This window comes from Streptomyces sp. JH34 (assembly GCF_029428875.1).
Classification (GTDB): domain Bacteria; phylum Actinomycetota; class Actinomycetes; order Streptomycetales; family Streptomycetaceae; genus Streptomyces.
Genome location: NZ_JAJSOO010000001.1, coordinates 6,509,828 through 6,522,094 on the forward strand (window position 1 = coordinate 6,509,828; position 12,267 = coordinate 6,522,094).

13 protein-coding genes are annotated in these 12,267 nt (G+C 71.1%); 3 read left to right on the top strand and 10 right to left on the bottom strand.

What is annotated here, in order from left to right; genetic code table 11:
- Nucleotides 1-32: 32 nt before the first annotated feature.
- From LWJ43_RS29370 to LWJ43_RS29380, 3 genes are all read right to left on the bottom strand, one after another.
- Nucleotides 33-1,058 (bottom strand): 6-phosphofructokinase, encoded by a 1,026-nt coding sequence (locus LWJ43_RS29370; RefSeq protein WP_277335194.1) that lies wholly within the window; start codon nucleotides 1,056-1,058, stop codon nucleotides 33-35.
- 185 nt (nucleotides 1,059-1,243) lie between these two features.
- Complete coding sequence (locus LWJ43_RS29375) at nucleotides 1,244-1,972, bottom strand: type 1 glutamine amidotransferase (RefSeq protein WP_277335195.1); 729 nt, start codon at nucleotides 1,970-1,972, stop codon at nucleotides 1,244-1,246.
- A gap of 34 nt (nucleotides 1,973-2,006) precedes the next feature.
- A complete protein-coding gene (locus LWJ43_RS29380) occupies nucleotides 2,007-3,245 on the bottom strand; it encodes a Mur ligase family protein (protein ID WP_014157625.1) in 1,239 nt (412 codons plus the stop codon).
- 114 nt (nucleotides 3,246-3,359) lie between these two features.
- Between LWJ43_RS29380 and def the strand changes: the two genes are divergently transcribed.
- Nucleotides 3,360-3,914 (top strand): peptide deformylase, encoded by a 555-nt coding sequence (gene def / locus LWJ43_RS29385; RefSeq protein WP_277335196.1) that lies wholly within the window; start codon nucleotides 3,360-3,362, stop codon nucleotides 3,912-3,914.
- 8 nt (nucleotides 3,915-3,922) lie between these two features.
- Here def and LWJ43_RS29390 read toward each other — a convergent pair whose 3' ends face one another.
- Nucleotides 3,923-4,573, bottom strand: a complete 651-nt coding sequence (locus tag LWJ43_RS29390; protein ID WP_277335197.1) for a TetR family transcriptional regulator — start codon at nucleotides 4,571-4,573, stop codon at nucleotides 3,923-3,925.
- A gap of 174 nt (nucleotides 4,574-4,747) precedes the next feature.
- Here LWJ43_RS29390 and LWJ43_RS29395 point away from each other — a divergent pair, with 174 nt between their 5' ends.
- Nucleotides 4,748-5,974, top strand: coding sequence for an acyl-CoA dehydrogenase family protein (locus LWJ43_RS29395; protein ID WP_277335198.1), 1,227 nt, complete (start codon nucleotides 4,748-4,750; stop codon nucleotides 5,972-5,974).
- A gap of 54 nt (nucleotides 5,975-6,028) precedes the next feature.
- Here the strand turns inward: LWJ43_RS29395 and LWJ43_RS29400 are convergent, their stop codons facing one another.
- The 3 genes from LWJ43_RS29400 to LWJ43_RS29410 are packed head-to-tail and all read right to left on the bottom strand — an operon-like array spanning nucleotide 6,029 to nucleotide 7,696.
- Nucleotides 6,029-6,517 carry a glutathione peroxidase gene (locus LWJ43_RS29400; protein ID WP_277335199.1) on the bottom strand — a complete coding sequence of 163 codons (489 nt, stop codon included), beginning with the start codon at nucleotides 6,515-6,517 and terminating at the stop codon, nucleotides 6,029-6,031.
- Between the two features lie 44 nt (nucleotides 6,518-6,561).
- On the bottom strand, nucleotides 6,562-7,101 hold the full coding sequence (locus LWJ43_RS29405; protein WP_277335200.1) for a GNAT family N-acetyltransferase: 540 nt from the start codon (nucleotides 7,099-7,101) through the stop codon (nucleotides 6,562-6,564).
- Between the two features lie 19 nt (nucleotides 7,102-7,120).
- A complete protein-coding gene (locus LWJ43_RS29410) occupies nucleotides 7,121-7,696 on the bottom strand; it encodes a helix-turn-helix domain-containing protein (RefSeq protein ID WP_277335201.1) in 576 nt (191 codons plus the stop codon).
- Between the two features lie 146 nt (nucleotides 7,697-7,842).
- On the opposite strand from LWJ43_RS29410, the gene LWJ43_RS29415 reads away from it, so the two are divergent.
- Nucleotides 7,843-8,277 carry a DUF7144 family membrane protein gene (locus LWJ43_RS29415; RefSeq protein WP_277335202.1) on the top strand — a complete coding sequence of 145 codons (435 nt, stop codon included), beginning with the start codon at nucleotides 7,843-7,845 and terminating at the stop codon, nucleotides 8,275-8,277.
- Here LWJ43_RS29415 and LWJ43_RS29420 read toward each other — a convergent pair.
- The 3 genes from LWJ43_RS29420 to LWJ43_RS29430 form a co-directional block, all read right to left on the bottom strand.
- Nucleotides 8,234-9,565, bottom strand: a complete 1,332-nt coding sequence (locus LWJ43_RS29420) for a chloride channel protein (protein WP_277335203.1) — start codon at nucleotides 9,563-9,565, stop codon at nucleotides 8,234-8,236. The genes LWJ43_RS29415 and LWJ43_RS29420 overlap by 44 nt on opposite strands.
- A 129-nt stretch (nucleotides 9,566-9,694) precedes the next feature.
- Nucleotides 9,695-11,125 carry a DUF2252 domain-containing protein gene (locus LWJ43_RS29425; protein WP_277335204.1) on the bottom strand — a complete coding sequence of 477 codons (1,431 nt, stop codon included), beginning with the start codon at nucleotides 11,123-11,125 and terminating at the stop codon, nucleotides 9,695-9,697.
- 124 nt (nucleotides 11,126-11,249) lie between these two features.
- Nucleotides 11,250-12,209 carry a DUF389 domain-containing protein gene (locus LWJ43_RS29430; protein WP_277335205.1) on the bottom strand — a complete coding sequence of 320 codons (960 nt, stop codon included), beginning with the start codon at nucleotides 12,207-12,209 and terminating at the stop codon, nucleotides 11,250-11,252.
- Nucleotides 12,210-12,267: the final 58 nt, after the last annotated feature.

The following is a 12,267-nucleotide window of genomic DNA, read 5'->3' on the forward strand; positions in this document are numbered from 1 at the left end:
GGCCGGGGGCGGTTCGGGGAGTGTCCTGGAGGTCAGAGCACGACCTGCGCCTCGGCGTAACGCTCGGCCGGGACCGTCTTCAGGGTCTCCACGGCCTCGGCCAGCGGAACCATCGTGATGTCCGTGCCGCGCAGCGCCGTCATCATGCCGAACTCACCGCGGTGAGCGGCCTCCACGGCGTGCCAGCCGAACCGGGTCGCCAGGACGCGGTCGTACGCGGTCGGGGTGCCGCCGCGCTGGACGTGGCCCAGGATCACCGGGCGGGCCTCCTTGCCGAGGCGCTGCTCCAGTTCACCGGAGAGCTGCGTCGCCACACCGGCGAAACGCTCATGACCGTAGATGTCCGTCTTGCCCTGGTTGAACTCCATGGAGCCCTCCCGGGGCTTGGCGCCCTCCGCCACGACGACGATCGCGAACTTCTTGCCGTCGGAGAAGCGCCGGCCGACGACTTCGGTCAGCTCCCCGATGTCGAAGGGCCGCTCGGGCACGACGATGGCGTGCGCCCCGGCGGCCATGCCGGAGTGCAGCGCGATCCAGCCGGTGTGCCGTCCCATGACCTCGACGATCAGTACCCGCTGGTGTGACTCGGCGGTCGTCTTGAGGCGGTCCAGTGCCTCGGTGGCGACACCGACGGCCGTGTCGAAACCGAACGTCACGTCGGTGGAGGCGATGTCGTTGTCGATGGTCTTCGGCACACCGACGATCGGCAGACCCGCCTCGGAGAGCAGGTTGGCCGCCTTCAGGGTGCCCTCGCCGCCGATCGGGATGATCGCGTCCAGGCCCAGATCGGCGACGTGGCCCCTGGCGCGCTCCACACCGTCACGCAGATGCGCGGGCTGGACGCGGGAGGAGCCGAGGATCGTGCCGCCGCGGGCGAGGATGCCCCCGACCGCGTCCAGGTCGAGCTTGCGGTAGTCGCACTCGAGGAGGCCCTTCCACCCGTCGTGGAAGCCGATGACCTCGTCGCCGTGGTCGACCACCGCGCGGTGCACGACGGAACGGATGACGGCGTTGAGGCCGGGGCAGTCGCCGCCGGAGGTGAGCACACCAATTCGCATTGCCCGGGAAACCTTTGCAACGTGGGCCGACGCCGGACCACGTCGTCCGGTTGGATCCCCGCCACCCTACCGGCGCGGGGTGGCCTGACCGAACCCACTGTCCGACTGCTGGACGTCCACCGGATGTACACAGGTCGCACGCGTGCGGAACCGGCCCCGGGAGGGCCGGTTCCGCACGGGGTGCGTCAGGCGGGCTGGGTCGCGGCCGCGATCCGCTCGGCGCGCAGCGCCTCGTACCACCGGTCGTCGTTCGGCGGCAGTGCGTTCACGTCCAGCGCCAGCTTCAGCAGGTGGTCCGCGATCAGCGGGTTGCGGGCCAGGACCGGCCCGTGCATGTAGGTACCGAACACGGTGTCGTTGTACGCGCCCTCCGTGCCGTCCCCCGTGCCGTTGCCGCGGCCGAGCCGCACCCGGGCGAACGGACGTGCGGCCGGGCCGAGATGGGTGACGCCCTGGTGGTTCTCGAAGCCGGTCAGGGGCGGCAGCCCCAGGTTGGGATCGATGTCGCCGAGCACGTCGCCGACGCACCGGGCGCCCTCGCCCCGGGTGGACACGACGTCGAGCAGCCCCAGACCGGGCTCCCGCTCGCCGAGGTCGTTGATGAACTCGTGGCCGAGGATCTGGTAGCCCGCGCAGACCGAGAAGATGATCGCGCCGTTCGACGCGGCCCTGCTCAGTCCACCGTCACGGCGCAGCCGCTCCGCCGCGAGCCGCTGCGGCCGGTCCTCACCGCCGCCGATGAGGTAGATGTCGCCCGACGTCGGGATCGGCTGGTCGCTGCGCACGTCCACGCGCGACACGTCGAGACCGCGCTGGCGCGCCCGGCGCTCCACCACCAGCGCGTTGCCCTGGTCGCCATAGGTGCTGAGGAGGTCGGGGTAGACCCACACCAGCCGCAGGCTGTTGTTGCTCATGCTTCGTCCTCTCCGGGGGTTGCCCGCGCGGGGGTCAGTTGCCGACACGACGGCGCAGATCCTGGAAGGCGGTGTAGTTGGCGATGACCTCGATGCGACCGGGCGGCGCCATCTGGACGGCCTCGTCCAGGGTCTCGCACACACGGAAGTCGAGTCCGGCCACCTCGAGCCGGACCGCCAGGTCCAGCTTGCGGTCGCCGAGCACGAAGATCGGGTGACCGTAGAGCTGGGTGTAGTCGACGTCCCACAGCCACGAGGTGTCCGTGCCGTCGGCGCCACGGGCGTTCACCGAGAGGATGACCGGCGTGGGCGGCGGGTCGATCAGGGAGAACGTCTCGAGCCAGCCCGCCGGGTTCTTCGCCAGCAGGAGCCGCAGCTCACGCCCGAGGAAGCTCACGACGTCGTAGCGGCCGGCCACGGCCTGCACCTGGTACATGCGCTCCAGGGCGACCTGCGGCGGCACGCCGAAGACCGCGGCCACGGCGGCCGAGCTCGTGGCGTTCGCCTTGTTGGCCCGGCCCGGGAGCTGGAGGTGGATCGGCCACGCGGAACCGTGCGGGTCCAGGACGTAGTCGCCGTTCAGGGCCCAGCTGGGGGCGGGGCGGCGGAAACCGCACTCCCCGCAGAACCAGTCGTCCCCGGGGCGCTGCATCACACCGCCGCAGGACGGGCAGGACCAGGCGTCGTCCTTCCACGCCTGTCCCGCCGCCACCCACACCACGTTGGGTGACGAGGAAGCGGCCCAGACGATCAGCGGGTCGTCCGCGTTGGCCACGATCACGGCCTTCGATCCCGAGAGGCCCTCACGCCACTTCTCGGCCAGCATCCGGGTCTCCGCCGCGCGGTCGAGCTGGTCGCGGGAGAGGTTGAGCAGCGCGATCACCTTCGGCGTCGTGTCGCGCGCCACGCCGGCGAGGTACTTCTCGTCGACCTCGATCACGCCGTAGCGCGCGTCCGAGCCCCCTGCCAGCGCGGAGGTGATCCCCGCCGGCATGTTCGCCCCGAGCGCGTTCGACACGACGGGGCCGGCGGCCCTCAACGCCTCGGCGATCAGCCGGGTCGTCGTCGTCTTGCCGTTCGTCGCGGACACGAGGATCACGTCCAGGTGCTGCGCCAGCCGCCCGAGCAGGTCGGGGTCGAGCTTGAGCGCCACCCGGCCGCCGATCACCGATCCGCTGCCGCGCCCCGCGGCGCGCGACACCGCCGCCGCGGCCTTGCCCGCCGTCACGGCGAGCTTGGCCCGCGGCGACAACGGCTCCGTGTTGCCTGCCATCGTCCTAGATCCTCCTTGCGTAAGTCCGTGCCCAGCCTATCGATGTCCGCGGGGCCGACCGCACCTCGGCACCACGGGGAACGTGGAGGTCACGTGCAACGTACGCTTCCGGGCATGCGAAACCGCCCGATCCCCGGCAGTTCCGGACGCGTTCGTGCCATGAGTCTGTTCGGCGCCCCGGTGCTCCACAGCCCGTGCGACGACGTCACCGACTTCGGCCCGTCCCTCGCCCGGCTCGTGGAGGACATGTTCGCCACCATGTACGCCGCGAACGGTGTGGGGCTCGCCGCCAACCAGATCGGCGTACCGCTCAGGGTGTTCGTATACGACTGTCCGGACGACGACGAGGTCCGGCACCTGGGCCATCTCGTCAACCCGGTCCTGGTCGAGGCGGACGGGGACACCGTACGCGGACCGGAGGGCTGCCTCTCGCTCCCGGGGCTCGAATCCGGTACCCCGCGCCTGGACCGTGCGGTGGTCGAGGGCCGGACGGTCACGGGCGAACCGGTGCGGATCACCGGCACCGGCTGGTTCGCCCGCTGTCTGCAGCACGAGTGCGACCATCTCGACGGCCGCGTCTACACCGACCGGCTGACCGGACTGCGCCGCGCCAGGGCGCTGCGCGCGGCCCGGCGGGCGCCCTGGGGGCGCAGACCCGCCGATGGCTGACCTGCGCCTCAGAACCCCTGGCCGCCCGGCAGGTCGGCCGCCCCGGCCAGCCTGCCCCACAGCAGGTCGGCGAGGCTGCGCACCAACTGTTCGCGTGAGCACGGGCGGTCGCCCAGCCACCAGTCTCCGGCCGCGTGCATCATGCCGACGATGCCGTGGCCCCAGATCCGGGCCATCTGCTCGCTCTCCGGGCCGAGATCGACCCGCTCCACGATCACCTTGCCCAGTTCCTCGCCGAGACGGCGGAGCAGCGGGGCGGAGTGGCGGCCGACGTCGAAGCCCTGCTCGGGCGACGGTGCGGCGTCGTCCGACGGATGCATCAGGAAGCGGTAGACCTGCGGGCGCGCCTCGATCGCCGCGAGATAGGTGTCCAGGGTCGCCTCGACCCGTTCGCGGCGCTCGGATGGTGCGTCCAGTGCGGCCCGCAGGGCGCTCAGCAGAGCGTCGGTGTGACGCTTGGCGAGCGCGCGGTAGAGGCCGCCCTTGTCGCCGAAGTGCCGGTAGAGGATGGGCTTGGTGATCCCGGCCTCCGCGGCGATCGCGTTCATCGACGCCTGCGGGCCGTCCCTGAGCACCACCCGGTCCGCGGCTTCGAGCAGTTCCCGGCGGCGGCGTTCTGCCGCTGTCCGCTGCCGTGCGGCCCCTCGTGTGGTCTCCATGTCGTTTCTCCCGCCCCACCCGGCTGTCCTGCGATCTCGTCACGCCCGGGCAACGTAACACCCTGGTGGGACACCCGCGGATCCGTCACAGGCCGGTTGACAGAGGCTACTTACTGGTAACAGACTGTTGTTACCGCTAGTAACGGGTTTATCCGGACGTGCATGGAGGGAACCATGGCCGAGTTCACGCTCGAGCTCAACGACGACCAGAAGCAGGTCCGTGACTGGCTGCACGGATTCGCCGCCGAGGTGATCCGGCCGGCCGCTTCGGAGTGGGACGAGCGTGAGGAAACGCCCTGGCCGGTCATCCAGGAGGCGGCCAAGGTGGGGATCTACTCCCTGGACTTCTACGCCCAGCAGTTCTTCGACCCCACGGGCCTCGGCATCCCCATGGCCATGGAGGAGCTGTTCTGGGGTGACGCGGGCATCGCCCTGTCGATCGTCGGTACGGGCCTGGCGGCGGTCGGCGTCCTCGCCAACGGCACCGAGGAGCAGATCGGCACCTGGATCCCCCAGATGTACGGCGACGCCGCCGACGTGAAGGTCGCCGCCTTCTGCTCGTCCGAGCCGGACGCGGGCTCGGACGTCGCCTCGATGCGTACCCGCGCGGTCTACGACGAGGCCAAGGACGAGTGGGTGCTCAACGGCACCAAGACCTGGGCGACGAACGGCGGTATCGCCAACGTCCACGTCGTCGTCGCGGTCGTGGACCCGGAGCTGGGTTCCAAGGGCCACGCCTCCTTCATCGTCCCGCCGTCCACCCCCGGCCTCTCGCAGGGGCAGAAGTTCAAGAAGCACGGCATCCGCGCCTCGCACACGGCCGAGGTCGTCCTGGAGGACGTGCGCGTGCCCGGGCACTGTCTGCTCGGCGGCAAGGAGAAGCTGGACGAGCGCCTCGCGCGGGCCCGCGAGCGGGCGAAGTCGGGGGGCGAGCGCGTCAAGAACGCGGCGATGGCCACCTTCGAGGCCTCCCGCCCCGCCGTCGGGGCCATGGCGGTCGGCACCGCCCGCGCCGCGTACGAGGTCGCGCTCGACTACGCGAAGACCCGCACGCAGTTCGGCCGCCCGATCATCGACAACCAGGGCATCGCCTTCCAGCTGGCCGACATGCGGACCCAGATCGACGCGGCACGCCTGCTCGTCTGGCGCGCCTCCTGGATGGCGAGCGCCGGCAAGCCGTTCACCGCGGCCGAGGGCTCCATGTCGAAGCTCTACGCGAGCGAGACGGCGAAGACGGTCACCGCCCAGGCCGTGCAGATCCTCGGCGGCAACGGGTTCACCCGTGAGTACCCCGTCGAGCGCATGCACCGGGACGCCGCGATCTACACCATCTTCGAGGGCACGAGCGAGATCCAGCGCCTGGTGATCGCCCGCACCCTGTCGGGGATGCCGATCCGCTAGTCGCACCGGGGGGCCGGACCGCACGCCGGTCCGGCCCCCCGTGCTGTCCGCCCCCTACCGCGGCAGCTGCGCCTCGATGGCCGCCACGACCTCGGGCGCGTCCGGCTCGGTGCGCGGGCGGATCCGTGCGACGGCCTCGCCGGCCGGGGAGATCAGGAACTTCTCGAAGTTCCACTGGACGTCGCCGGCGGCCCCCTCCGCGTCGCCGAGCTTCGTCAGCTCCGTGTAGAGCGGGTGACGGCCCTCGCCGTTGACGTCGATCTTCTCCAGCAGCGGGAAGCTGACCCCGTACGTCGTCGAGCAGAACGTCTGGATCTCCTCCGCGGTGCCCGGTTCCTGGCCCGCGAACTGGTTGCACGGCACCCCGAGCACGGTGAACCCGCGGTCCGCGTACTCCTTCTGGAGCCGCTCCAGCCCCGCGTACTGCGGAGTGAGCCCGCACTTGGAGGCGACGTTCACCAGCAGGACCGCCGAGCCCTCGTAGGCGCCCAGGGTGGTCGGCTCGCCGGTGAGCGTCCGGAGCGGGATGTCGTGCAGCGTCATGGAAGATCTCCTCGGTCGTGTGGCGTCGCCCCCCATTGTGACGGTCACTGCCCGGAGGCTTCGGGGCGGGAGAGCGCCCGGTAGTGGAACGTGGTCGCCCGGAGCGTGCCGTACGGGTCCGCCGCGTAGTCCGGGACGGAGCCGCACGGAGTCCAGCCCGCCGAGCGGTAGAGGCGTTCGGCGTCGCTCCCCGTCTCGGTGTCCAGGACCAGCAGGGACAGCCCCTCGGCGGCCGCCGACCGTTCGACGGCCGCGAGCAGGGCGCGGCCGATCCCCCTGCCGCGGGCGGAGGGCCTGACCATGAGCTTGGCGACCTCCGCACGGTGGCGGGCGTTCGGCAGGGCCGTCCTTACCAGGCCGATCGTTCCCGCCACCTGTCCGTCGTCCCGGGCGATCCAGACCTGTTGGCTCTCCGCGTCGACGGCGGCGGCCCGCTCCCGCCACCAGGTCGCCGCCACCGCCCGGTCCAGCGGGGCGAGGAACCCGACGGACGCCCCGCCCTCCACGGCTTCGATCATCAGCGCGGCCAGTTCATCGGCGTACGTGACCAGTTCGGGGCCGGACACGGGGACGATCTCGGTCATGAAGCGGGTCCTTTCACGTTCACGGCAGGACAATCGTCAGTGCGTAGCGGACCCGCTGCGGGCCCGGACAGCGGAAGTGCGACGGACCACGCAGCCGGAAGCGCAGACAGTCGCCCTCGCGCACGGTGTACACCGTTTCGTCGACGGTGATCTCGACCGTGCCCTCGAGTACCCAGATGTGCTGCTCCACACCGGGTACCGGCGCGTTCTCGTACGAGATGTCGGCGTCCGCGTCGAGTGTCCCTTCGACGATCTCGGCGCGCAGTCCGGCGTGCGGCGGTGAGACGGAGCGGCGCACGAACCCGGACCGCTCGTCCCGCCACACCCGCTGCCGGGCGGCGGGCACCAGCTGCGGCGGCTCCGCCTCCACCTCCATCAGCAGGTGCGACATCGTCAGGCCGTAGACCGCGCACAGTTGTCCGAGCACCGTGGTCGTGGGGCTCAGCTCGCCCCGCTCCAGACGCGACAGGGTCGAGCGGCTGACGCCCGTGCGGCGGGACAGCTCGTCGAGCGACCAGCCGTGCTCGGTGCGGAGCAGGCCGAGTCGCACCGCGAGCCGGGCGTCGACGGAAGGCGGGTCACCTGCTTCTCTCATATCAGGGATTGTATCTCTGATATGAGAGAGGGTGGAAGGTGGTCCGTATGCCGACCGGGTGATGGCGTGCCAGTCTGATGAGACGGATACAAGCCGCATCGCGGACGCTCTGGTGCCGCATCGGCTGCGGAACCGAGGAGGCCGACATGGCTGGAAGTGCGAGTACGACAGCGCGGACGGATCACGACTCCGGCGGGGGGCACAAGACCGCCGCGTCGGGCTGGACCGTCTTCGCGGCAGTGATGATGATCTTCGGCGGGGCCATGGCCGTCCTCGAGGGCATCGCCGCGATCGCCAAGGACGACCTGTTCGTCACCACGAGCAACTACGTCTTCAAGTTCAGCCTGACGGGCTGGGGCTGGGTGCACCTCATCCTGGGGATCGTCGTCGTCCTGGCGGGCTGTGCGCTCTTCACCGGGGCCCTGTGGGCACGCGCTGTCGGTGTCCTGCTGGCAGGGCTCCTGGTCGTCGCCAACTTCCTGTGGCTCCCGTACTACCCGTTCTGGTCCATCGTCCTGATCGCGATCAACATCTTCGTCATCTGGGCGCTGTGCTCTCCGCAGAAGGGCGCTCGAGCCTGAGGACCAGGACGTACGAGACCACCACGGAGACGATCACGAGCGGCATGACGGTGATGCCCTCGGACCCCAGGAGCAGCGTGGCCAGAAGCACCGACGTCATCGGCAGTCTGAGCATGGCGACGCACATGGCTCCGATCCCCATCGCGAAACCGGAGGTGGCGTTCAGGCCGGGCAGGTGCGAGAGCGCCAGCCCGCCCGCCGCTCCCAGGAACATCGAAGGGAAGATGGGACCTCCCCGGAAGGCGCTCAACGACGCCGCGTAGGCGAGCGACTTGCAGACGATCAGCACGACGAGCGATGCGACCGTGTACGTGGCGCCCTCGGCCAGCAGGCCGCCGAGGGCGTCCTGGCCGGAGTACAGCACCTCGGACGCCTCCCTGCCCGTGCTCTCGGCGTAGAGCAGCGCGAGGACGCCGACGGTGAGGCCCATCACCACGGTCGCGACCACCCGCCGCGGCTCGACCCGCTCCTGCAGGGACAGGGCGAGCCTCTTCACGCCGGTGCCCACGAGGGCCGCGGCGGCTCCCAGGACGATGGCCCAGCCGAACTCGGCGACGGTGGGCTGCGGCGTGTGCGGCACGTGGGGGAGGGTCAGGGAGTAAGTCCCCAGGCCCGTCCACGACCCCAGGCCGATGAAGATGAGAGATCCGATGCCCGAGGCCAGCAGCCCGGGCACCAGGACGACACCGAGCATCATCCCGGCGAGACCGGACGCCTCCATCAGCAGGAAGGCGCCGATGAGCGGAGAGCCCAGCAGGGTGCTGACGGCGGCGAAGCTCCCCGCCGCCGCCACCATGGCGCTCGCGTCCGGAGCGATGCCCGGCTTGAGCAGACGCACCGTGTACACCGCCAGACCGCCGCCGAGGGCGATGAGGGGGGCCTCGGGGCCGAGGACCGCTCCGAGTCCGAGGGAGGCCAGGGCCGCCAGCGCGACGCTCGGCAGCTCCGCGGCTGTCGGCGCCCCCGTGTTCTTGAAGCCCTCGGCCGGCTTGTGTCCGCCGGTTCCCGGGAGGTGGCGGATCACCAGGGCGGTCAGCAGACCCGCCACGGCGAGCAGCGGCAACGGCCACCACGACGGTGTCCTCGCGAAGCCCAGTGCGTGCGGGAGATCCGTGTAGGTCAGGTCCTGCAGTTCGTGGACGAGCGCCAGGAATCCGAACGCCGCGGCGGAGATGGGGACACCGAGGGCCGCCACCATGATCAGAAGTACCGCGTACCCCCGGGTGCGGACGACCGCGAGTGGATCCGGGGTCCTGGCGTCGGGTGCTCCGGCCGAATCGGACGCCATGGCCATGGTCTCCTCGTTGTCGGGTCCCGCCGGGGCGCCTGCCGGCCGCCGGGGTCCACACGGTGATACCACGACGTCCGGTTATGTCTGTGAAGTACCCGCTGTGCGCGAGTGACGAATCCGATCCGTTCAGTCCCCGCCCCGTTCGGCTGCCGGAAGCCGGCCCGCGGCCACCGCGTCGACCAGCGCCCGGTGATCCCTCTCGTTCTGGTCGGCGTACCGCTCGGCGAACTCCTCCAGCGCGCGGTCGAACACATCGCCGTGGCCCAGGTAGGCGGCGATGGCGATGCGGTCGCCGGACCGCGCGTGCGCACGGGCCAGCGTCGTCCCGCACAGCTCCCCGAACGCGGCCATGCCGCGCGGCACCATCTGCTCCGGTTCGGCGATGCCCTTCCAGTCGCGGAGCTGCCGGACGTAGAAGTCCCGGCGTTTCCCGTCGAACCCGTCCACCCGCTCCCAGCCCAGGAAGATGTCGCCCGCCGCCTGCATCAGACGCTGGCCCGCCACCACGCGCTCGCCCTGGTTCCGGTACGCGCTCGCCCCCGCGTGGGGCGCCAGGACCGAGGTGTCCGCCTCCTTGGCCTGGAGGAAGAGCGGATCCTCACCGTCCCTGCCCAGCAGGAGGAGGATCCAGCAGCGGGTCCCGACGCTCCCCACGCCCACGACCTTGCGGGCCATGTCCACGGGCCGGAAGTCCGCGAGCAGGGCACGCCGGTCGGACGGGAGGCTGCGGGCGTATCCCCGGATGAGCTTGCGGAACCGGCTCTCGGTCACGCGCCGTTCGTCATCGGTAAGCAGGTCCGCGAGCGGCACGACCAGAGGCGGGTCGGGGGCGATGCGGAGACGCCCGCCGGCAACCTCGGTGAGTTTGGCGAACGCCTGCAGACTGTCCCGGGTACGGGCCTTCGCCGTCGCGCCGGCGACTCGCCTGCGGCCCGCCGCCGCCAGCTTGCCGGCGGCCATGGCCCTGAGGCGGTCCTCGTCGACCTTCGTGTACCAGACATCGAGATTGCGCATCTCCGCGAACCTGATCATCGACTCCCGGTACGACCGCACGGTGGCCCGGACGACGCGGGACCGCTCCTTGTCCGAGAAGCCGTTCGCGCGGCCCGCGATCACGAGGCTCGCCGCCAGCCGCTTGACGTCCCACTCCCAGGGGCCCGGCAGCGTCTCGTCGAAGTCGTTGATGTCGAACAGGAGGTGGCGCTCGGGAGAGGCGAGCAGCCTGAAGTTCAGCAGGTGGGCGTCACCGCACAGCTGGGCCCTGATCCCGGAGGCCGGCGTCCCCGCGAGGTCGGCGGCCATGATCGCCGCGGCGCCCCGGTAGAAGCGGAAGGGTGATTCCGTCATCCGCCCGTACCGGATCGGGACGAGCTCCTGCACCCTGGCCGCGGACTGGGCTTCCAGGAGGGCCAGCGGATCGGGGCGGCCTGCCGGCGGATCGTACGCGTGGTGGCTGGACCTGGGTACCCGTCGTCGAGCCGCCTTGCCGAGCGCGGCCCGTTCCCTGGGCGTCGCGCCCGGTACGGCGCGGAGCGGCGAGGTGCGTTCCTGGGGCATGGCGGCCCTCCTGACTGCGTGCGGGACCTGTCGGCGGCCCCTGCTTCCCATCATCCCGGCCCGGACCCGTTCCGGCCGCTCGGCCCGGGCCCGTGCCCTTCTTCCGGCGAGGCCGGGGCCGGATTCAGGCCTGTCCGCGACTCCGGGCCGCCTGTCCACGGCCCACGCGCCGCCAGATCGCCCGCTGCGACCTCAGCGCGAGGGCTCCCACCACGATCAGCACGGCGATGTTGACCAGGAGCTGGATGAGGGAGCCCCATGCCTCGGACCAGCTGCCGAAGGCGGTGGAGACGCTGATGGCCGCGGCCGCCGGGATCGTCGTCACCGAGATGAAGACCCCGAGCAGGGAGCTCGTGCGGGCCTCGGTGAGGGACACGATGCCGACGACGGCGGCCAGGGCCGCGACGGCGAAGGAGAAGAAGTTGGGTGTGTTGATCAGGTCGGAGACGGGGCGCAGCCCTTGTTTGAAGGCCCGCGACTCGAAGCCGAACCCTCGGATCAGCAGGCTGAAGAGGAACGTGACCGTGATGGTCAGCAGGAAACCCTTGAACAGCGCGTTCAGCCCACGGCGGGCCATGGCGCCGTCGCGCCTGTCGATACCGAGCGCCACGGCGACGATCGCCCCGTACTCGGGGCCGACGACCATCGCGCCGACGATGAGGATCTGGGAGTTGGTGACGATGCCGACCGAGCCGATCAGTCCCGCGATGACCAGGTAGAGGTAGAAGCTCGGCGCGTACCTCCCCCCTGACCGGATGCGTGCCTCCACCTGCTCCCAGACCGGTGCGCCGGTGAGCGCCCCGAGCCGTCGGCCTGCGGCCTCCGACACGCGCCCCGGGAACGCCATGTCGACCGGCTCGATGACGAGCGACCCGCCGACGTCGACCCGCAGGTCCCGCAGCCCGCGCAGCACCTCGTTGGCGGCTCCCGTCAGCACGTCGCATGCCACGAAGTCGCCGTCGGGATGGCGTGCGGCGCCCCGCCGCACCATCAGGTTCAGGACGTACGGGTCGGCGGAGAGGAACTCCTCGACCCGCTCGGTGAGGTCCGGCGGGCTGACGGCGCGGACATGGATCAAGTCCACACGCCACCTCCGCGGGACCGGGGGAGCGGTCGGTGGACGCTCGCAGGGGCGGGGCTTT